This window comes from Mycobacterium sp. (assembly GCF_032159565.1).
In the GTDB taxonomy this organism is placed as follows: Bacteria; Actinomycetota; Actinomycetes; order Mycobacteriales; family Mycobacteriaceae; genus Mycobacterium.
In genome coordinates, this window is the sequence record NZ_JAVHWR010000156.1 from 1 (window position 1) to 20,837 (window position 20,837).

Here is a 20,837-nt window from a genome sequence, read left to right on the forward strand (position 1 = left end):
CCGAGGCAGCGCTGCTGATGAAGGAGATGATCGAGAACACCGCCGCACTGCTGACCGTCGGCGCCATCTTCGCTCTCGGGTTCGTCGTGCTCACCTTGCCGCTTGGCCTCTTCTTCGGCTGGCTCGGCAAGCGTTTGGCGGTGGCAAGGTGACCGCGTCGTCGGTTCTCTTCGATGCGCCCGGGCCGAGGGCCAGGGTCCGCAACTGGGTGATCACAGCCATCACCGTGGTGCTCCTGCTCCTGATGGCCTGGGTGGTGTACTCGAAGCTGAACTCGAAGGGTCAGCTCACCGCGGCGAAATGGGAACCGTTCCTGACCGCCAACCTGTGGAAGACCTACATCCTGCCCGGCGTCCAGGGCACCCTCGCGGCCGCCACGGTGTCCATCGTGCTGGCGCTGCTGCTCGGTTTCGTGTTAGGCATCGGCCGGATGTCCTCCCACCCCGCGATTCGCTGGCCGTGCGCCGTTTTCGTCGAATTCTTCCGCGCGGTGCCGGTGCTGGTGATGATGCTCTTCGCATTCGGACTGTTCGCGCTCTACGACGTCTTTCCCGGCAAGCAGCTCGCGCTCGCCGGCGTGATCACCGGCCTGACGTTCTACAACGGCGCCGTCATCGCCGAAATCGTGCGCGCGGGCGTGAACGCCCTACCGCGCGGACAGTCGGAGGCGTCCTTCGCACTGGGTCTGACATGGGGCCAGACCATGCGGACCATCCTGCTCCCCCAGGCCATCACGTCGATGTTGCCGGTGCTCATCTCCCAGATGGTGGTGGTGCTCAAGGACACCGCGATCGGTTACCAGATCACGTTCCTCGAAACGGTCAGGCAGGGCACGAACATCGGTGCGGCGTACAGCAATTACATCCCCGCGCTGATCGTGGTCGCCGCGTTGATGATCGCAGTGAACTTCGCGCTGTCCTGGTTCGCCACGTGGCTGGAAGGACGTATGAGGCGGTCGCGTCGCGCGCCGACCCCGTTGGATCCCAAGGCGATCGAGCAGGAGGGCGCCCCTGGCTCCCAGGTGAAACTCGCCGCGCTGGGAGATCAGTCGCACACCTACTGAATGCGCTGAGCGCACTTCTCCAGCTGCTGTGCCGTCGGCGGCTGATAGAACGACAGCACCGCATGCTTGCAGCCGCAAGCCTCCAGCTCGGGAAGCGTGCCCAGTTGCGCGTCCAGGTGCCCTTCCTCGGCCGGCTGGATGAACAACTGCACCGAGCGCCGGATCTCCAACGGATCCCGACCGACCTCCTCGCACGCCTCGTCGAGATTGGCGCTGGTTCTCGCCCACTCCACCACATCGCCGTGGCTCGGCACGTTCCACTCGTCGGCATGGCGTGCGATGACCCGCAGCATCTTGGGTTTCTCTCCTCCGATGACGATCGGCGGATACGGTCGCTGCAGGGGTTTCGGTTCGCACAACGCGTCGCGCAGCGTATAGAAGCGGCCTTCGAAGCTGACCGACTCCTCTCTCCACAGTCTCCTGATGACGGTCAGCGCTTCATCCAGCATGGCCACCCGCGTTCCCGCGCTGGGGAACTCGAGTCCGTAGCCGCGGTGCTCGGCTTCATGCCAGCCGGCCCCGAGTCCGAAGTCGAGACGTCCGCCGCTGATGTGGTCGACCGTCACCGCCATCTTCGCCAGTACCGCCGGGTTGCGGTACGTCACACCCGTCACCAAGCAACTCACCCGCGCCCGCGACACGACCGCGGCCATGGCGGCAAGCGACGTCCAGCCCTCGAACGTCGGTACGGTGTTGTCGATCAGCCCGTAGAAATGGTCGTAGTTGGCGACGGAATGGAAGCCCAGTTCGTCGGCGGCGCGCCAGAACTGCTCCAGCACGGGGTAGTCGAAGGTGGGAGCGATTTTGGCGGAGAGCAGCATGGCCGCAAACCTACCGGCCGACGAGCTCCGGCAGTATCGCCCGCATTCCGTCCGGCCGGCCGTACCTGGGTCTCCGGAGTCGCATGCCCTGCGAACCCCGTTGTGTTAGACAACGGAGCAGGGAAAGGATTCGACATGGCAGTGTGGTTCATCACCGGGGCATCCCGCGGCTTCGGACTCGAGATCACCAGGGAGGCGCTGTCCCGCGGCGACAGCGTGGTGGCGACCGCCCGCAACCCGCAGGCGGTGCGCGACGCGATTGCCGACGGTGGCGACGCCTGCACGCCGTCGGACTCGACGTCGGGTGCCCGAGCAGGTGAGCGCCGCGGTGGACGCCGCGATCGAGCGGTTCGCTCGCATCGATGTACTGGTCAACAACGCGGGCCGCGGACTAGTGGGCGCGGTCGAGGAAACCTCCGATGCCGAGGCTCGGCAATCTTCGACATCAATGTGTTCGGGCTGCTCGCGGTCACCCGAGCGGTCCTGCCGCACATGCGGGCGGCGCGGTCCGGCCTGGTGGTCAACCTTTCCTCGGTCGGCGGTTTCGTGGCATGGCCCGGCTGGGGCGTCTACGCCGCCACAAAGTTCGCGGTCGAGGCGCTGTCGGAGGCCATGACCCACGAGTTGGCGCCGCTGGGCATCAAGTCGGTGGCCATCGAACCGGGACCGTTCCGCACCAACTTCCTTGACGGCAGCAGCCTTTCGGTGGTGCAGACACGGATCGACGAATACTCGGCGACGGCGGGTGCGGCCCGCGACTGGGCCACCGACTCGAACTACGGTCAGGACGGCGACCCGGTGAAGGCCGCCAAGATCATCGTCGACCTCGCCGACTGCGACGAGCTGCCCGAGCGAATCCAGCTTGGCGCCAATGCGATTGAGGATGTCGCTGCCAAGCTTGCACGCACAGCCACAGACCAGGAGCAGTGGCGGCCGATCAGCCTGTCGGCCGACTTCACGGCGAGCTAGATCTTTCTGCGTTCGCGTTCGTTGGCCAGCGCCACCTTGACGACGTCGAACGCCATGGTCTGGCTGTACCCGCGTCGGGCCAGCATGCCGACCAGCCGCCGGGCCAGCTTGGCGTCGTCGTCGGTGAGCCGTTCGCGGCGCAGCTTGTCGCTGACGAGCTGCTCGGCGCGCTCGCGCTCGGCTCCGGCGTCGATATCGGCCAGCGCGGCGGTGATGACCTCGTTGTCGACACCTTTGGTGCGAAGCTCCGCGGCCAACGCGCGCTTACCTTTCCCGGCGTTCTCCCGGCGCGACCGCACCCACTGCTCGGCGAAGTCGGCATCGTCGATGAGACCGACGTCGGCAAGCCGGTCGAGCACCCGGTTGCTGACATCGTCGGGATAGCCGCGCTTGGCCAGCTGGCCGGCCAGCTCTGCGCGGGTGCGCGCCCTCGCGGTGAGCAGGCGCAGGCACAGGCTTCGCGCCTGCTCCTCGCGTGCGCGGGGATCCCGCGCCTGCTCCTCGCGGGAGAGCTCAGCCGACTTAGAAGTCAACGGGGGCAGGCAGGACTTCGTCATCGGTCACCACGGCGCCGATGCCCAGCTTTTCCTTGATCTTCTTCTCGATCTCGTTGGCCACGTCGGCGTTCTCCATCAGGAAGGTGCGGGCGTTCTCCTTGCCCTGGCCCAGCTGCTCACCCTCGTAGGTGAACCACGAGCCGGACTTGCGGATGAAGCCCTGTTCGACACCCATGTCGATGAGCGAGCCTTCCTTGCTGATGCCCTTGCCGTAGAGGATGTCAAACTCGGCCTGCTTGAACGGCGGCGCCATCTTGTTCTTGACGACCTTGCAGCGGGTACGGTTGCCGACCGCGTCGGTGCCGTCCTTCAGGGTCTCAATTCGCCTGACGTCCAGGCGAACCGAGGCATAGAACTTCAAAGCCTTTCCGCCCGTTGTCGTTTCTGGGCTTCCGAACATCACCCCGATTTTCTCGCGGAGCTGGTTGATGAAAATTGCGGTGGTGCCCGAATTGCTCAGCGCGCCAGTGAGCTTGCGCAGCGCCTGGCTCATCAGTCGGGCCTGCAGGCCGACGTGGCTGTCGCCCATCTCACCCTCGATCTCCGCGCGCGGCACCAACGCGGCCACCGAGTCGATCACCAGAATGTCCAGGGCGCCGGAGCGGATCAGCATGTCGGCGATCTCCAGCGCCTGTTCACCGGTGTCGGGCTGGGACACCAGCAGCGAGTCGGTGTCCACGCCCAGCTTGCTGGCATAGTCCGGATCCAGCGCGTGCTCGGCGTCGATGAACGCCGCGATTCCTCCGGCCGCCTGCGCGTTGGCCACCGCGTGCAGCGCAACAGTGGTCTTACCCGAGGATTCCGGGCCGTAGATCTCGACAACACGTCCGCGCGGCAACCCGCCGATTCCGAGCGCCACGTCCAGGGCGATGGACCCGGTGGGAATGACCGAAATCGGCTGGCGGATCTCGTCACCGAGCCGCATCACCGAGCCTTTGCCGTGACTCTTCTCGATCTGGGCGAGGGCAAGCTCGAGGGCTTTCTCGCGATCAGGTCCCTGCGTCATGGGGGTGGTCTCCCGTCCTAGTGTGTTCGGTGATCGGTTGTCGATCAGTTGGCCGTGACGCTAGAGGCCGCCACCGACAAGTCGCGCTCACGCCTTATTTCCCGTCGCTTCGCTCGCCTCGTCCCAGCATCTAGCCGTCGAACACTGCCCACAGTAGACGAACACCTGTTCGATTCAAGCTGACACGCCGATCACCCGCGGTCACAGAGAAAATCGGCCTATGGTTGGGTCACCGGCTCGGCAGAGCGGACAAACATGCACGAAATGGCGATTACGCAGAGTGTTGTCGACGCGGTGTGTGAGCATGCCGCGGGTCGCCGCGTGCACAGCGTCAAGCTCGAGGTCGGTGAGCTGTGCGCCGTGGTTCCCGACTCCATGCAGTTCTGCTTCGAGCTGGCCACCCAGGGCACGGTGGCCGACGGCGCCCTCCTCGACCTCGACCTCCGACCCGGCGCCGCCCGCTGCCGCACCTGTCAACGGGAGTTCGAGTTGCACGACCCGATCCTGCTGTGCCCGTGCGGAAGTGCCGATGTCGAAGTGCTGGCCGGCCGTGACCTGCGGATCCTCTCGATGGAAGTGAGCTGACGATGTGCGCGACATGCGGCTGCGGCGCCGACGGTGCCGTCATCACCGTTGCGGGCCAGACCCACAACCACAACGGCGATCATGACCACCATCACCACGACGACCATCGCCACGACGACGGCCACACCCAAACCGAGACCATCTCACTGGAGGAAAAGGTCCTCGAGAAGAACGACCGGCTCGCCGAGCAGAACCGGCAGTGGCTTCTCGGACGCGGAGTGCTCGCGCTCAACGTCACCAGCTCACCGGGCGCGGGAAAAACGACGCTGCTCGAGCGCACCATCCGCGAGTTGAAGTCCGACCGGCCCGTCGCCGTCATCGAAGGCGATCAGGAGACGTTGCTCGACGCCGAGCGGATCAGGACCGCGGGCGCGCGGGCGGTTCAGATCAACACCGGCGCTGGCTGCCATCTCGATGCCGACATGGTGCACCGCGCGCTGCACGCACTCGAGCCGGAATCCGGGTCGCTGCTGTTCATCGAGAACGTCGGCAATCTGGTCTGCCCGGCGCTGTTCGACCTCGGCGAGCACAGCAAAGTGGTGGTCATCTCCGTGACCGAAGGCGCGGACAAACCGCTGAAATATCCGCACATGTTTGCCGCGGCCGGGCTCGTCATCATCAACAAGGTCGACCTCCTGCCGTATGTCGACTTCGACCTCGAACAGTGCGCTGGCTACGCGCGCTCGGTTAACCCCGGTGTCAATATATTGCCGCTGTCGGCCACCACCGGTGAGGGCGTCCCAGCATGGTACGACTGGATCGCTTCGCAGGCAGGCGCATCGGCAAAGGCTGACATGTCACAAGTTTCCGTTGACAAGACATACTCCCCGGAGTAAACCGAGAATCAGCGCTCGGCTAATTGGGCGCACAACGTCCATTGTGGCGATTGGGCCCCCAGCCCGGGCCCGGAAAGCTGTGACATATGCCAACGGAGGCAGCAGTCAAAGCGGAAGAAGCACTGATCCACGTTCTGTGGATCAACGCGGGCCTGAGTTGTGACGGAGATTCAGTGGCGCTGACTGCCGCCACGCAACCCAGCATCGAGGAAATCGCGCTTGGCGCGCTTCCCGGGCTGCCAAAAATCGCCGTGCACTGGCCCCTGATCGATTTCGAATGTGGACCAAACGGGGGTGCGGACGATTTCCTCGAATGGTTCTTCAAGGCCGACCGCGGTGAACTCGAACCGTTCGTGTTGGTCGTGGAAGGGTCCATTCCCAACGAGCAGCTCCATGAGGAGGGTTACTGGTGCGGCTTCGGCAACGATCCCGCCACCGGGCAGCCGATGACCACCAGTGAGTGGCTCGACCGGCTGGCACCCAAAGCCACCGCGATCGTCGCCGTCGGAACCTGCGCGACATACGGTGGAATCCACGCTATGGCGGGCAACCCGACAGGAGCGATGGGGGTGCCCGACTATCTGGGGTGGGACTGGAAGAGCAAGGCAGGCATCCCGATCGTCTGCGTGCCCGGCTGCCCGGCCCATCCGGACAACATGGCTGAGACACTGACCTATCTCCTCTACATGGCAACCGAGCAAGCACCGATGATTCCGTTGGACGAGGCCTTACGACCGAAGTGGCTGTTCGGCGCAACCGTGCACGAAGGCTGCGACCGGGCAGGCTATTACGAGCAAGGCGATTTCGCGACCGAGTACGGGTCGCCGAAATGCATTGTCAAGCTTGGCTGCTGGGGTCCCGTCGTCAAATGCAACGTGCCCAAGCGCGGATGGATCAACGGGATCGGCGGTTGCCCCAACGTCGGCGGCATCTGCATCGGCTGCACGATGCCCGGCTTCCCTGACAAGTTCATGCCGTTCATGGATGAGCCGCCGGGCGCCCTCGTGTCGACCACGGCCTCGGGACTGTACGGATCGATGATTCGTAGCCTGCGTCATGTAACCGGCAAGACGGTCGACAAAGAGCCGAAGTGGCGGACTCCCGGCACCAAGCTCACCACCGGAGCAACCCGCACCTGGTAGGTGCGGGTCCTTCGGCGCACACGGCGGGCGGTGGCCCGGTTCGGCGAAAGCCCTGTGGCGCAGTGGACCCTAGACAGAGAGAGATTTGCGATGACAACGATCATCCCCCAGCCGTCACACGCCAAGCGCGACCCGGGCCAGCTCGTCGAGATGGCATGGGACCCCATCACCCGAATCGTCGGCAGCCTCGGCATCTACACCAAGATCGACTTCGAGAACAAAGAAGTAGTCGAGTGTCACAGCACGTCGTCGATCTTCCGCGGCTATTCGATCTTCATGAAGGGCAAGGATCCCCGGGACGCCCACTTCATCACCAGCCGGATCTGCGGTATCTGCGGTGACAATCACTGCACGTGCTCGGTCTACTGCCAGAACATGGCTTACGGCGTGAAGCCGCCGCACCTCGGTGAGTGGCTGATCAATCTCGGCGAGGCCGCGGAATACATGTTCGATCACAACATCTTCCAGGAGAACCTGGTCGGCGTTGACTACTGCGAGAAGATGGTGTCCGAGACCAACCCGGGCGTACTGGCCAAGGCCGAGAACACCCAGGCGCCGAATGCGGAGGCGCACGGGTACAAGACCATTGCCGAGATCATGCGTGCGCTCAATCCGTTCACCGGCGAGTTCTACCGGGAGGCGCTGCAGGTGAGTCGGTGGACGCGAGAAATGTTCTGCCTCATGGAAGGCCGGCACGTCCATCCGTCGACGCTGTATCCGGGTGGCATCGGCACCACGGCCACCATCCAGTTGATGACGGATTACATGTCCCGGCTGATGCGCTACGTCGAGTTCATGAAGAAGGTCGTGCCGATGCACGACGACCTTTTCGACTTCTTCTACGAGGCGCTGCCCGGCTACGACCAGGTCGGTCTGCGCCGCACCCTGCTCGGCTGCTGGGGCTCCTTCCAGGACCCCGAGGTGTGCAACTTCAACTACAAGGACATGGAGGCGTGGGGCAACGCCATGTTCGTCACGCCCGGCGTGGTGATCGACGGCAAGCTACACACCCATTCGCTGGTGGACATCAACCTCGGAATCCGGATCCTGCTGGGGCACAGCTATTACGACGACTGGACCGACCAGGAGATGTTCGTCAAGACCGATCCGCTCGGCAATCCGATTGATCGGCGCCATCCGTGGAATCAGCACACCAACCCGCGTCCGCAGAAGCGCGACTTCGATTCGAATTACAGCTGGGTGATGTCCCCGCGGTGGTTCGACGGCACGGACCATCTGGCGCTGGACACCGGCGGTGGGCCGCTGGCGCGGCTGTGGTCGACGGCGCTCGCCGGCCTGGTCGACATCGGCTACGTCAAGGCCACCGGCACCAGCGTGCAGATCAACCTGCCGAAAACCGCGCTGAAGGGCCCGGTTTCGCTGGAGTGGAAGGTTCCGCAGTACGGCAGCAACACGATCGAACGCAACCGGGCACGGACGTACTTCCAGGCCTATGCCGCCGCCTGCGCGCTGCATTTCGCCGAGAAAGCACTGGTCGAGATCCGCGCCGGCCGCACCAAGACCTGGGAGAAGTTCGACGTACCCAAGGACGGCATCGGCTGCGGGTTCACCGAGGCGGTGCGCGGGGTGCTCAGCCATCACATGGTGATCCGCGACGGCAAGATCGCGAACTACCACCCGTACCCGCCGACGCCGTGGAATGCGAATCCACGCGACAGCTACGGAACGCCGGGCCCTTACGAGGACGCCGTTCAAGGTCAGCCGATCTTCGAGGAGAACGACCGCGAGCACTTCAAGGGCATCGACATCATGCGTACGGTGCGCAGCTTCGATCCGTGCCTGCCCTGCGGTGTGCACATGTATCTGGGCAAGGGGAAGACGCTCGAGAGGTTGCACTCCCCCACCCAATCCGTCACCGGGGAATGACATATGCCGCATCGCCCAGATAACCCCGGACAGGACGCGCAGTGGCGCACGGCGGGCGATCGGATACAGAACCTCCTCGACGCCAGCGCAACAGGTGGCGTCGTGGCGCACGAACGTGCGGAGCAATTGGTCCGCGAGGTAGCCGACCTCTACGGCGCAGGCCTCGAGCGGATGATGGGCATGGCCCTCACGGCGCAGCCCGGACTTGCAGACGCGTTCTCCACCGACGACCTGATCGCCAGCCTGCTGCTGGTGCACGGGTTGCACCCGCACGGCGTCGAGCGACGGATCGAGGACGCGCTGGACGGCGTGCGGCCGTATCTCGGCTCGCACGGCGGCGACGTCCATCTCCTCGAGGTCGACGGCGACGTTGTCCGGTTGCAGTTCGCGGGCAGCTGCAAGAGCTGCCCGTCGTCGGCCGTCACCCTCGAGCTGACCGTCGAAGACGCGGTACGCGCTGCAGCGCCGGAGATCTCGTCGATCGAGGTGGTGGCCGCGGAAACTGATGCCAAGCCTGCCGCGGTGATTCCGGCGAACAGCCTGATGAGCCGTGTACGCACGCATCCGCAGGGGCACATGTGGCATCCGGTGCCCGACATCGCCGAACTCGCGCCGGGAGAAGTCGGTGGGTTCGCGGTGGCGGGCACTACCGTGCTGGCCTGCCGGCTCGGTGACCAGCTGTTCGCGTACCGGGACCGGTGCGGCGCGTGCGGTGAGTCGCTTGCCGGTGCGGTGCTGCATCGACGCATGGGTTCGGCCGCCGACGAGGCGGTGCTGCGGTGCCCGCGCTGCCGTGCGCATTTCGACGTCGTGCACGCGGGTGCCTGCGTCGACGGAGACAACGGGCTGGGTGGAAAAGACGGAGCGCATCTCGAGCCGGTACCGCTGCTGGAGCGCGACGGAATCCTTTCGATGGCGGTCGCCGAGGCGGTGGCGTCATGACCGGTGCATATGACGTCCTTTCCCGTATCCGTGCCGCCAGAACGGCGCCGCAGCCGGCAGGCGAACGGTGCGAGATGTGCTCGGAGGCGATCGCCGACGAGCACCAGCACGTGGTGAACGTCGAAGGCAGACAGTTGATGTGCGTCTGCCGAGGGTGCTATCTGCTGTTCACCGAGGAACAGGCGAAGTTGCGGTTTCGCGCCGTCCCCGACCGCTATCTCGCTTTTCCGGACTTCGCACTGGATCGGCGGCACTGGGAGGTCCTCCAGATACCGGTGGGGCTGGCGTTCTTCTTCCGCAATTCGGCGCTCGGACGAACGGTGGCGTTCTATCCCGGACCTGCGGGCGCCACCGAGTCCGAGCTCGAACTGAAGGCGTGGAACGAGATTCGCGCCGCCGATGCCCGGGTGGACATGCTCGCCGACGACACCGAGGCGGTGCTCGTACGAGTGCCGGACGACGAGACTGCGGCGCCACAGAGTTATCTGCTGCCCATCGACGCCTGCTACGAGTTCGTCGGCAGGCTGCGGATGCTGTGGCACGGTTTCGACGGCGGCCAACAGGTTCGCAAGTTCATCGACGAGTTCTTCGCTTTACTCGACGACCGCAGCAAGGTTGTCCCGAGATGACTTCGCAGCGAGTAGCGGAGGCGGATCGCGCATGACTTCGCAGCGAGTAGCGGAGGCGGATCGCGCATGACAGATGTCACGTTCGCCGTCATCGAGGTCCAGCCGGAGCCGTTCGCCGTGACCCCGGTGTTGAACGCGCGGCTGGGAATTGCGGCCGTCGGCGAGGATCCGATCCACGCGATCGCCCTGCGCTGCCAGGTGCGCATCGAGCCGATGCGGCGCGGCTATTCCGAGGACGAGGGCGCCGGTCTGGTCGACTTGTTCGGACCGCGTGAGCGGTGGGCCACCACCATGCACAACTTTCAGTGGCTGCAGACCACCGCGATGGTGCAGGGCTTCACCGGCGCCACTCAGGTCAACCTCCCTCTGGAATGCACCTATGACTTCGAGGTGGCGGCTTCGAAGTACCTGCACGCCCTGCGCGACGGGTACGTGCCGCTGCTATTCCTGTTCAGCGGAACGGTTTTCTCGAAAGGGCAACGGGGATTCGCGGTGCAGCAGGTGCCGTGGGACCGTGAGGATCGCTTGGAGATGCCCGTCTCGGTGTGGCGCGACCTCATCCGGCAGCACTATCCGAACACGGGCTGGCTGAGGCTGAACCAAGACACTGTCGACGCATTGGTGGCGTACCGGTCGGCGCGCGGGCTGCTGTCCTTCGACGACGCGGTCACCTCGCTGCTCGCGGCGAGTTCGACCGAGGAGATCCGATGACCGCGGACTGGGATGGTGCCTGATGTCGGCGGCCAACCGCCTCCGGGCCCGCGCCGTCGCCGACGCGGTGCTCTACGAGGGCTATCTGCTCTACCCCTATCGCGCAAACTCGAGCAAGAATCAGGCGCGGTGGCAGTTCGGGGTGCTCGGGCCCGCGGGTGCCTCCGACGCCGGGATCGGCGAAGACGACTCGCTGTCCGCACAGGTCCTCGTCGCGCCGCGGGGCCGCCCGTCGGTATCGATCGTGGTGCGCTTTCTGCAGCTGCAGCACCGGGGCGTCGAGAAGTCCTGCGGTGACGGCCGATTCGAGCCGGTCGAAGAACTGGTGTCCGGCACGCGATCCTGGCTGCGCTGGGACGAGGCGATCGAACGGGAGGTCTCAGTCGGGCCGCTCGACGTCGAATCGGGTCTACCGGCAGTACATCCGATCGAGTTCGACGCGGGCACCGACATCGAGGACGTCGACGGTGGCAGGCTGGTACGCACCCGTCGTGCATTGCACGCGCAACTCGAGGTCACCGCAGACCACGACGACGGATTCATACGCGTCGCGATGACCGTGCGCAACACCGCGGCGCACGTTGCTCATAAAGACGACGCGATCGCCGTGTCGCTCATCGGCACTCACCTCGTCGCCGAGGTCATCGACGGCGACTTCGTGTCGCTCCTCGAGCCGCCGGCATCGGCCGACAACGCCGTCGCCCGATGCCGGCACCATCGCTGCTTCCCGGTGCTCGCCGGGCCGCCGGGCGATCAGGCGTTGATGCTGGTATCGCCGATCATCCTCTACGACCACCCCGAGATCGCCGAGCAGAGCGAGGGCGCGCTGTACGACTCGACGGAGATCGACGAGATCCTCACGCTGCGCATCATGACGATGACCGACGAGGAGAAGGCAGCGGCCCGCGCGACGGATCCGCTCGCCGCGCAGATCATCGATCGCTGTGACTCGATGTCGCCCGAGGCGTTGCTCAACCTGCACGGTGTACTGCGCGACCCGCACGCCGTCGCCGACTCGGCCGGCCTGATTCCCGAAGTACCCGACGGCGTGGACTGGTGGGATCCGCTGGCCGACAACGCCGTAGCGCCCGATGTGGACGCCGTGCTGGTGAACGGCATGCGGGTGAGCCGAGGTAGCCGCGTGCGCCTGCACCCGTCACGCCGTGCCGACGCGCAGGATCTGTTCTTCGCGGACAAGATCGCCCGCGTCACGTCGGTGCACGAAACCGTCGACGGAGACCAACACGTCGGCGTCGTCATCGAGGAAGACCCCGCCGCCGACCTGCACGAGTGGTACGGCCGCTACCTGTACTTCGCCCCCGATGAGGTCGAACCGTTGAATGAAAGGAATCCGACATGCAAGCAGTAGGTGTCACGGCCACCGTCATAGCGGGCGTCGTTGTGCTCGGCGCGGTGGTGATGGGCGTCCGCTCGCTGCCAGACCTGCAGCGATACCTCAAGATTCGGCGCATGTAGGCGATTGCGAGGTGCGATCACGTACCAGATTCTGGTAGCCGGTATCGGCAACATCTTCCTCGGCGACGACGGCTTCGGGCCCGAGGTGATGCGCCACGTCCCCGAACACGTCGCAGGCCCGCGTGTGCGGGTGCTTGACTATGGAATTCGGGGGATGCACCTCGCCTATGACCTGCTCGACGGATGCGACGCCCTGGTGCTCGTCGACGCCCTGCCCAACCGCGGGGCGCCGGGCACCTTGCACGTCTTCGAGGCCGACCATGAAACGCTCTCGGCGGGTGTCGGTCTCGACGCTCACGCCATGGATCCCGCCGCGGTGTTCGCCAGCCTCGCCGCTCTCGGCGGAACTGCGCCGTACACCGTCGTGGTCGGTTGTGAAGTCGACGACGTCGACGAGCGAATGGGCCTGTCCGCGGCGGTCGCCGCTACCGTCCCCGACGCCGTCAAGGCGATCGAGGAGGTCGTTGGCCGCCTCGTCGACGACGCGAAGGTGGGCTGAGCCATGTGTCTTGGAATCCCCGGTCGGGTCGTGCACATGCTGGAGGGCTACGGCGGTCAACTCGCGCTCGTCGACGTCGCAGGCGAAAACCGCAAGGTCAACATCGGCATGCTGCCGGAGGAGACCTTTGCGCCGGGCGACTGGGTGATCATCCACATGGGTTTCGTGGTCGAGAAAACCGACGAGGCGGGCGCCGACGCCGCCATGGCCGGGCTCAAGATGATGGGCAGCGGCGAAGACCTGGAGGCAACACCATGACCGGGGCCGTGACGGGGCGGCGCCGGTTGCGAATCCGCGTCAACGGCGTTGTCCAGGGCGTCGGCTTCCGGCCGTTCGTCTACACGTGCGCTGCCGCGCTCGCCCTCACCGGGTCGGTGCGCAACGACAGTTCCGGCGCGATCGTCGAAGTCGAGGGCGACGCGGCCGATCTCGACGACTTCCTGGACAGGCTGAGTGACCGCCCACCCCCGCTGGCCGTCATCGAATCGATTGAAACACAAGAGATTCCGGTCGTCGGTGGCACCGGCTTCGTTATCACCGACACGTCGCGGTCCGGCGGCGGCCGCACGCTCGCCTCCCCCGATGTCGCGATGTGCGCCGAATGCGCGACAGAACAACGCGACCCGGCCAACCGGCGCTACCGGCACGCTTTCGTCAACTGCACCAACTGCGGTCCCCGCTTCACCATCATCGCCTCGCTGCCCTATGACCGCGCAAGCACCACGATGGCGCCCTTCCCGATGTGCGCTGACTGCGCGAGCGAATACCGCGATCCGGCCGACCGGCGATTCCACGCACAGCCGGTGTGCTGCCCGAACTGCGGACCGGCACTGAGCTACCGGGCCGGCGCCGGCGAAGTGGTTGACGGCGAGTCGGCGCTGACGCACGCCAGAAAACTGCTGAGCGACGGCGGCGTCCTCGCCGTCAAGGGCATCGGCGGATACCACCTGGCCTGTGACGCAGGCGACGAGACGGCGGTCACCGAGTTGCGGTCGCGAAAGCGCCGCGGCGACAAGCCCTTCGCCGTCATGGTGCCCGACCTCGACACCGCACACCGCGTCGCGGACATCGACGATGCGTCACAGCGATTGCTCTGCGGTCCGCAGCGCCCCATCGTGCTGATGCCCCGTCTCGCAGCGGCACCCGTCGCCACCTCGGTCGCACCGCACAACCCAGACCTCGGCGTGATGCTGGCCTACACCCCGTTACACGCGCTGCTGTTCGGACTGCCGGGCGACGAGCCGGGACCGCCCGTCTTGGTGATGACATCGGGCAACCTCGGTGGCGAACCGATCTGTTTCACCGACGACGATGCCCTGGACCGGCTTTCGCAGCTCGCCGACGGCTGGCTGATGCACGACCGCGCCATCCTGGTGCCGTGTGACGACTCCGTGGTGCGTGTCGTGGAGGGCACTCAATTGCCGATCCGGCGCTCCCGCGGCTATGCGCCGCTGCCGGTTGCCCTTCCGGTGGCGGTGCCGCCGACACTGGCCGTCGGCGGCGATCTCAAGAACACGTTGGCGGTCGCCGAGCACAAGTACGCCTGGCTCAGTCAGCACATCGGCGACATGGACGACTTGGCAACACTGTCGGCATTCGGCTCTGCCGAACAGCATCTCGAGGCGCTGACCGGGGTCAGCCCGGAGATCCTTATCGCGGACTCGCATCCGGGCTATCGCTCTACCGCGTGGGCACAACGCCATGCCGGCGGGCGCCCGGTCCGCTCTGTTCAGCATCATCACGCACATATCGCCGCGGTCATGGCCGAACACGGGTTGGACGGGTCACAGCGCGTGCTCGGATTCGCGTTCGACGGAACCGGATACGGTCCCGACCGAGCGATCTGGGGTGGCGAGGTGCTGCTCGCCGATTACAAGGGCTATCAGCGGCTGGCGCAGCTGAAATACGTTCCGCTGGCAGGTGGTGATGTCAGCGTGTTGCGTCCGTACCGGATGGCCCTCTCGCACCTGTGGGCGGCCGGCTTGGGCTGGGACGAGGACCTGGCGCCGGTGCGGGCGTGTCCACCCGAGGAGCGTCGCGCACTGCGGCACCAGCTCGAGACCGGGCTCGGATGCGCTCCGACCTCCAGCATGGGCCGGTTGTTCGACGCGGTGTCGTCCCTGGCAGATGTCCGACACGTGGTGGCATATGAGGCGCAGGCCGCGATCGAGCTGGAGGGCTTGTCGCGCAACGCCGATGGGCAAGGTAGGCCCTATGCATTCGCTGTCGACGCCGGCCGGCAACCGGCGGTGATCGACCCAGGGCCCGTGCTCGCCGCGATCATCGACGATCAGCGCGCCGGTACACCAGCTGGTGTGATCGGGGCGAGGTTCCACTGCGCGGTCGCCGACCTGGTCGTCGAGCTCGCAGGAATGGAGGACACGGGTGGCCAGCCGGTCGCATTGTCCGGCGGAGTGTTCCAGAACGCGATGTTGCTGCGCCTGGTGCTGGATGGCCTGCGAGCCAAGGGTTTCCGGGTGATCACCCACCGCCATGTGCCGCCCAACGACGGCGGTATCGCACTTGGCCAGCTGCTGGTCGGGACGGCGGGTTGACACGATGACCGCCCTACACGAACAGAAACTCCCCGAGGGTTACACATTGTTCGCGCGCTACGCGTTTCCGCCAAACGAGCTCGGGTACTGCGGTCCCTCGGATTCCGGCGTGCTGCTGCGCGGCGACAACCCGGCCGACGTTGCCGCCCACGCCAAGGAGTTCGACGGCACGTGGCCGTATCTGCGGGCCATCGCCGAGGCGGCCGGCAGGCCGGATGCCTTGGACGCCGACGTCGTGCGCAGTTACTGGGTCGGTGGGCCGCAGCTCGCTCTTGTCGATCCGGCGGCCCTGCTGGAGAAGCTCCGTCACGCATTCAAGGGTCAGGCAACGGGGATGCTTTTCGATCTCGCCCACCCGCACGGCACGCTGGCGCATCACAGTTTCCACGTCTTCGTGGTGTACCCCTGGGTGCGGTTCCTCGACCGCGACGCGCCGACCGCGCTGAAAGTGCTGCAGGACTGCCGGATCCGTTGGGGAGCAGTTGAATCCGTCGACGATGAGCACGCGGTGATCGCGACGCGTCCGCTGATGTTCGCCGACGGCATCCTGGCGCTCGGCGAGCCGAGATCCGAGCGGGTGCGGTGGAGCAAGGACGGAATCTCGCTGATTGGGCCACCCGCACCCGGCGACGTAGTGTCCGCGCACTGGGACTGGGCTTGCGGCGTTCTCGCCGAGGAAGAGTGCGCGGCGCTGGCCGACGCGACGCAGACCACGCTCGATCTGGTCAACGCCGCACGCATGGAGGAGCGAAACCGATGACAGTCACCACAGAACCGGGCGGTGGGTTCGTCGACACCGCTCTGTCCGCAGACTTGGCAGCCGCTGCGCTGGACATGGCCCGCAGGTTTCACGAGGGCGCCACACTCTGGGTGATCTCCCCGCAATGGGAACCGCACGCACATCACGTCGCGGTCGAGTTCGTCCATCCGGTGATCATGGGTAAACGGGCGCTGCCGTCGGTCGCGCTCGTCGAGCCCGACCCGGTGGCCCAGGCCCGGGTCGCCGCCCAGCCCGGTGACCTGCTGATCGCCGTGGCGTCTGCCGACGAACCCGCCGTGATCGAGGCGATGCGACGAGCACCGGCATGGGGCGCGCACACCTTGTGGATCGGGTCCGGCCCGCGTCCACCGGCGGGAGCGGCCAATCACATCCTCTGGGTGGACTCCGACGATCCGATGGTGCCTGCGACGGGACGTTTCGTCCTGATGTATCACCTGCTGTGGGAACTCACCCACGTCTGTTTCGAACACCCCGGCCTGCTCAAGCCCCCGGTCGGGGAGTGCACCGACGAAGTCTGCGTGACGTGCAGCGACGAGGGGCGGCTCGGCGAAGTGGTGCTCGAGCCCGCTGACCCGATGGGTTCGGCGCTGGTACGCACCGCGACCGGCGAGGAATGGGTGGACGTCACCATTTTGGGCGAAGTTGCACCGAACGATCTGGTGCTGGTGCACGCGGGGACGGCCATCGCCCGTCTCGGCGATGAGGAGGTGAACCGATGACGACGCACGGCAAGGAAAGCACCGAAAGCACGGCATTTCTGTATCCGTTCATCGACTCGGAGGAAACCGACGCAGGCAGTCTCCTCGACGACCTATCCGTATCGGCAAGGGGCAAAGCTTCCGAAAGTGCACGCCTGCAACAGGAGTCACTGGACGAATATGCGCCGGCGCTAACCGCCGCGGGCGTCGAGATGGCCGAACGGTTCCTGCGCGGCGGCCGCCTCTACACATTGGGCAACGGCGGCAGCTCCACCGACGCTGCGACGCTGGCATCGTTGTTCAGCCGCCCGGCCCGGGGCCGCGCCGTAGCGGCATGGTCGCTGGCCGCGGACGAGGCGATCGTGACGGCCCTCGGCAACGACGTCGGCTTCGACCTCATCTTCAAACGCCAGATCATCGCCCACGCGCGCGATCGCGATGTCGCCATCGCGTTGTCGACCTCGGGCAACTCCGAGGACCTGATGTCGGCCGTCACCGAAGCCAAACAGCGTGGGCTGCTGACAATCGGGTTCTCCGGCCACGACGGCGGCCGCATGGCGGTGGCCGAGGACCTCGATTACTGCTACACGGTGCACAGCCAGAGCATCCACCGCATCCAGGAAAGCCATGCCCTGCTGGGTTTCCGGCTCTGGTCGGTTGTGCAGGAACACATGTCCCGACCCCGTAACGGAGTGCACACTTCATGAGCCCAACCGACGCGATGACTGCCGCCGAACGCGAAGACCGCGTGCTGGAACGGATCGACAAGTTCCGCCAGCGACGCCCGCGGCTGCTCGACGACGTGGTGACGCTCGCACACGGCGCCGGCGGGAAGTCGTCGGCCGCCCTCGTCGACGCGGTGTTCCTTGAGGCATTCCGTAACGATGAGCTCGAGCTGCTCGGCGATGCTGCCGGACTGCGCACCCCCTCGGGTGATCGACTCGCGTTCTCCACCGACTCGTTCGTCGTCTCACCGCGGCGTTTCCCGGGCGGTTCCATCGGGCATGTCGCGGTGCACGGAACGGTCAACGACCTCGCAGTGTCGGGCGCTCGCCCGCAATGGCTTTCGGCGGCGTTCGTCATCGAGGAAGGGTTCCCGATCGCCGAGCTGCGCGAGATCGTCGCGGACATGAGCGAAGCGGCGGCCAAGGCCGGCGTCCAGATCGTCACCGGCGACACCAAGGTCGTTGGGAAGGGCGCCGCCGACGGGGTCTACATCTCAACCGCAGGCGTTGGCGTCATTCCCGAAGGCAGGCTGCTTTCCCGCGACCTCGTGCAGCCAGGCGACAAGGTGTTGGTCTCAGGCACGATCGGCGAACACGGGATGGCGGTCATGCTGGCGCGCGGCGACCTCGCCATCGACGCCGACATCGCTTCCGACACCGCGCCGGTTCACGAACTGGTCGAGCTGCTGCTGGAGGCTGCCCCGTCAACGCGGTGGATGCGCGACGCGACCCGCGGCGGCCTCGGAACGGTGTGCAACGAACTCGTCAAGGACTCGCCGTTCGCACTCGTCCTCGATGAGGCGAGCCTTCCGGTGGAGCCGCAGGTGCTCGGCGCCTGCGACATGCTCGGCATCGACCCGCTCTACGTCGCCAACGAGGGCAAATTCGTCGCGGTCGTCGCGCCCGAGGAAGCCGATGCGGCCGTCGCCGCGATGCAGACGCACCCGCAGGGTACTCGCGCAACGGTGGTGGGCGAGATCATGCCCGAGCCGAATGGCATTGTCGCACTGAGGACTTCGTTTGGCGGCAGCCGAATCGTAGACATGCTCGTTGGCGATCCCCTACCACGAATCTGTTGATACAGCTATTGAGAGGAGTTTGACGATGTGTCTGGGAATTCCCGGCCAGGTGGTCGATATCGTCGACGCCGAACAGTCCCTGGCCAAGGTCGACGTCAACGGCGTACGCAGGAACATCAGCGTGCGCCTGCTGGCCGACGACAACCTACAGGTCGGTGACTGGGTGTTGGTGCACGTCGGGTTCGCGATGGCGAAAATCGACGAGCACGAGGCAAAGCTGACGCTCGATCAGGTGCAGAAGATGGGCGCCGACTACGTCAACGAGATCGAAGCATTCAACTCGTCCGAGATCGCCTGAGCCAGAAGAGGAAGCACGCATGAAGTTCGTCGACGAATTCCGGGACCCTGCATCCGCGCGGGCCCTGGTCAAATCAATCACCGAGCTTGCGACCGGCGACCATTTCAAGTTCATGGAGGTGTGCGGCGGCCACACGCACACCATCTACCGGCACGGCATTGAGCATCTGCTGCCGGAGACGGTCGAGCTGGTGCACGGGCCCGGCTGCCCGGTCTGCGTGATCCCGATGGGGCGCGTGGACGACGCGATGTGGCTGGCCGAACAGCCCAACGTCATCTTCACCACCTTCGGCGACATGATGCGGGTGCCCGGCTCCAAAGGCAATCTCATCGAAGCCAAGGCGCGAGGCGCGGACGTGAGATTCGTCTACTCTCCGCTCGACGCGCTCAAGGTGGCCCTCGACAATCCCGACAAGCACGTGGTGTTCTTCGCGGTCGGCTTCGAAACAACCGCACCATCCACCGCGGTGACGCTGGTGCGGGCGCGCGCGCTCGGCGTCAAGAACTTCAGCATCTTCTGTAACCACGTCACCATCGTTCCGCCGATCAAGGCGATTTTGGAGTCACCCGACCTGCGGCTGTCGGGGTTCCTCGGGCCGGGCCACGTCTCCACCGTGGTGGGCACTCGGCCGTACCGGTTTGTCACCGAGGTCTACCAAAAGCCAATGGTAGTTGCGGGATTCGAGCCGCTGGACATCCTGGCATCGGTGCACATGCTGTTGCAGCAGATCAGAGAAGGACGCTGCGAAGTCGAAAACCAGTACACCCGCGTTGTGCGTGCCGAGGGCAACACCCAGGCGTTGAAGCTGATGAGTGAGACGTTCGAACTGCGCCCCCATTTCGAATGGCGTGGGCTCGGGTTCATTTCGCAGAGCGCGTTGAAGATTCATCACGACTATGCGGAGTTCGACGCGGAGTTGAAGTTCGACATGCCCGGTGTGCGGGTCGCCGACCCCAAGGCATGCCAGTGCGGAGAGGTTCTGAAGGGCGTCATCAAGCCATGGGAGTGCAAGGTGTTCGGCACTGCATGCACACCCGAGACTCCGATCGGCACGTGCATGGTCTCCCCAGAAGGTGCCTGCGCCGCCTATTACAACTTCGGCAGGCTGCATCGGGAGACAGCTCTGCTGCTCGGTCAACGGGGGTAGTGCGCCAAAACCTTGAAGTGTTAGACGGCGCCTCGCTCGGTTTTGGCCGCCGACCGGGGGTGCCTTGGCTCTAGGTCGCCGCGACCGCGCGGCGGCTGTGAAGGAGTAGTGATGAGCAAACCAGAAGACCCGCAAGAACGCTTCGCTGGAGAACCGGCCCCTGGATCACGAGACACCGGATCGGACGTACCTTCAGGTGGAGAGGACCGGCCGTCGGGCACCTATGAGGGTGACGAGTCGGTGCCGGCCCACGGCGGCGGGGAACCGCAGTTCAATACGAAGTTCACGAACGAGCCGCCGCGTGATGTCGAGTCGGCCGTTCCGCCGTATGAGGGGCGCCAAACGACCGCCAAGCCCGCCGACGGTGGCGACGAAGGTGGCGCACGGACAGCCGGGGCAGTCAAACCCGTCGCAGACGCCGACTACAAGTC

23 protein-coding genes and 2 pseudogenes are annotated in these 20,837 nt (G+C 65.6%); 22 read left to right on the plus strand and 3 right to left on the minus strand.

Annotated elements, in window-relative coordinates; all coding sequences use genetic code 11:
- Both QOC76_RS21280 and QOC76_RS21285 read left to right on the plus strand, forming a co-directional pair.
- Window positions 1-152 (plus strand): annotated as a pseudogene (locus QOC76_RS21280) (amino acid ABC transporter permease); the annotation flags it as partial.
- Complete coding sequence (locus tag QOC76_RS21285) at window positions 149-1,063, plus strand: amino acid ABC transporter permease (protein WP_526360091.1); 915 nt, start codon at window positions 149-151, stop codon at window positions 1,061-1,063. The pseudogene QOC76_RS21280 and the gene QOC76_RS21285, both read left to right, overlap by 4 nt.
- Here QOC76_RS21285 and QOC76_RS21290 read toward each other — a convergent pair.
- On the minus strand, window positions 1,057-1,884 hold the full coding sequence (locus QOC76_RS21290) for a TIGR03560 family F420-dependent LLM class oxidoreductase (protein WP_526360093.1): 828 nt from the start codon (window positions 1,882-1,884) through the stop codon (window positions 1,057-1,059). The genes QOC76_RS21285 and QOC76_RS21290 overlap by 7 nt on opposite strands.
- Window positions 1,885-2,212: 328 nt before the next feature.
- Here QOC76_RS21290 and QOC76_RS21295 point away from each other — a divergent pair.
- Window positions 2,213-2,853 (plus strand): annotated as a pseudogene (locus tag QOC76_RS21295) (SDR family NAD(P)-dependent oxidoreductase).
- Here QOC76_RS21295 and recX read toward each other — a convergent pair.
- On the minus strand, window positions 2,850-3,410 hold the full coding sequence (gene recX, locus QOC76_RS21300; protein ID WP_526360095.1) for a recombination regulator RecX: 561 nt from the start codon (window positions 3,408-3,410) through the stop codon (window positions 2,850-2,852). The pseudogene QOC76_RS21295 and the gene recX sit on opposite strands and share 4 nt — an antisense overlap.
- On the minus strand, window positions 3,376-4,416 hold the full coding sequence (gene recA, locus QOC76_RS21305; RefSeq protein WP_526360097.1) for a recombinase RecA: 1,041 nt from the start codon (window positions 4,414-4,416) through the stop codon (window positions 3,376-3,378). Before recA ends, recX begins: the two co-directional genes overlap by 35 nt.
- Window positions 4,417-4,671: 255 nt before the next feature.
- Between recA and QOC76_RS21310 the strand changes: the two genes are divergently transcribed.
- From QOC76_RS21310 to QOC76_RS21400, 19 genes are all read left to right on the plus strand, one after another.
- A complete protein-coding gene (locus QOC76_RS21310) occupies window positions 4,672-5,001 on the plus strand; it encodes a hydrogenase maturation nickel metallochaperone HypA/HybF (protein ID WP_526360099.1) in 330 nt (109 codons plus the stop codon).
- 2 nt (window positions 5,002-5,003) lie between these two features.
- Window positions 5,004-5,837: a hydrogenase nickel incorporation protein HypB gene (gene hypB, locus QOC76_RS21315; protein WP_526360101.1), complete on the plus strand. Its 834-nt coding sequence runs from the start codon at window positions 5,004-5,006 to the stop codon at window positions 5,835-5,837.
- An 86-nt stretch (window positions 5,838-5,923) separates the two neighbouring features.
- Window positions 5,924-6,979 (plus strand): NADH-quinone oxidoreductase subunit B family protein, encoded by a 1,056-nt coding sequence (locus tag QOC76_RS21320; RefSeq protein WP_526360103.1) that lies wholly within the window; start codon window positions 5,924-5,926, stop codon window positions 6,977-6,979.
- A gap of 90 nt (window positions 6,980-7,069) precedes the next feature.
- Window positions 7,070-8,866, plus strand: coding sequence for a nickel-dependent hydrogenase large subunit (locus QOC76_RS21325; protein WP_526360105.1), 1,797 nt, complete (start codon window positions 7,070-7,072; stop codon window positions 8,864-8,866).
- 3 nt (window positions 8,867-8,869) lie between these two features.
- Complete coding sequence (locus QOC76_RS21330; protein WP_526360107.1) at window positions 8,870-9,808, plus strand: NifU family protein; 939 nt, start codon at window positions 8,870-8,872, stop codon at window positions 9,806-9,808.
- Window positions 9,805-10,437 (plus strand): DUF5947 family protein, encoded by a 633-nt coding sequence (locus QOC76_RS21335; protein WP_526360109.1) that lies wholly within the window; start codon window positions 9,805-9,807, stop codon window positions 10,435-10,437. Before QOC76_RS21330 ends, QOC76_RS21335 begins: the two co-directional genes overlap by 4 nt.
- A gap of 66 nt (window positions 10,438-10,503) precedes the next feature.
- Window positions 10,504-11,148 carry a DUF6084 family protein gene (locus QOC76_RS21340; protein ID WP_526360111.1) on the plus strand — a complete coding sequence of 215 codons (645 nt, stop codon included), beginning with the start codon at window positions 10,504-10,506 and terminating at the stop codon, window positions 11,146-11,148.
- Between the two features lie 22 nt (window positions 11,149-11,170).
- On the plus strand, window positions 11,171-12,517 hold the full coding sequence (locus tag QOC76_RS21345) for a hypothetical protein (protein WP_526360113.1): 1,347 nt from the start codon (window positions 11,171-11,173) through the stop codon (window positions 12,515-12,517).
- Window positions 12,505-12,624, plus strand: coding sequence for a DUF6893 family small protein (locus QOC76_RS21350; RefSeq protein WP_526360115.1), 120 nt, complete (start codon window positions 12,505-12,507; stop codon window positions 12,622-12,624). The genes QOC76_RS21345 and QOC76_RS21350 overlap by 13 nt, the downstream gene beginning before the upstream one ends.
- A gap of 4 nt (window positions 12,625-12,628) precedes the next feature.
- Window positions 12,629-13,123 (plus strand): hydrogenase maturation protease, encoded by a 495-nt coding sequence (locus tag QOC76_RS21355; RefSeq protein WP_526360117.1) that lies wholly within the window; start codon window positions 12,629-12,631, stop codon window positions 13,121-13,123.
- 3 nt (window positions 13,124-13,126) lie between these two features.
- Window positions 13,127-13,381, plus strand: coding sequence for a HypC/HybG/HupF family hydrogenase formation chaperone (locus QOC76_RS21360; protein WP_526360119.1), 255 nt, complete (start codon window positions 13,127-13,129; stop codon window positions 13,379-13,381).
- 8 nt (window positions 13,382-13,389) lie between these two features.
- A complete protein-coding gene (gene hypF, locus QOC76_RS21365; RefSeq protein WP_526360135.1) occupies window positions 13,390-15,678 on the plus strand; it encodes a carbamoyltransferase HypF in 2,289 nt (762 codons plus the stop codon).
- A gap of 4 nt (window positions 15,679-15,682) precedes the next feature.
- Window positions 15,683-16,438: a DUF6390 family protein gene (locus tag QOC76_RS21370; protein WP_526360121.1), complete on the plus strand. Its 756-nt coding sequence runs from the start codon at window positions 15,683-15,685 to the stop codon at window positions 16,436-16,438.
- Entirely contained in the window at window positions 16,435-17,178 is a 744-nt protein-coding gene (locus tag QOC76_RS21375) for a hydrogenase assembly protein HupF (RefSeq protein WP_526360123.1), read from the plus strand. Before QOC76_RS21370 ends, QOC76_RS21375 begins: the two co-directional genes overlap by 4 nt.
- Window positions 17,175-17,864, plus strand: a complete 690-nt coding sequence (locus QOC76_RS21380) for a D-sedoheptulose-7-phosphate isomerase (RefSeq protein ID WP_526360125.1) — start codon at window positions 17,175-17,177, stop codon at window positions 17,862-17,864. Before QOC76_RS21375 ends, QOC76_RS21380 begins: the two co-directional genes overlap by 4 nt.
- Window positions 17,861-18,961, plus strand: coding sequence for a hydrogenase expression/formation protein HypE (hypE, locus tag QOC76_RS21385; protein ID WP_526360127.1), 1,101 nt, complete (start codon window positions 17,861-17,863; stop codon window positions 18,959-18,961). Before QOC76_RS21380 ends, hypE begins: the two co-directional genes overlap by 4 nt.
- Before the next feature lie 25 nt (window positions 18,962-18,986).
- Window positions 18,987-19,259, plus strand: coding sequence for a HypC/HybG/HupF family hydrogenase formation chaperone (locus tag QOC76_RS21390; RefSeq protein WP_526360129.1), 273 nt, complete (start codon window positions 18,987-18,989; stop codon window positions 19,257-19,259).
- A gap of 19 nt (window positions 19,260-19,278) precedes the next feature.
- Window positions 19,279-20,406, plus strand: coding sequence for a hydrogenase formation protein HypD (gene hypD, locus QOC76_RS21395; protein ID WP_526360131.1), 1,128 nt, complete (start codon window positions 19,279-19,281; stop codon window positions 20,404-20,406).
- A 111-nt stretch (window positions 20,407-20,517) separates the two neighbouring features.
- On the plus strand, window positions 20,518-20,837 hold a 320-nt coding region (locus tag QOC76_RS21400; protein WP_526360133.1), incomplete at its 3' end, for a hypothetical protein.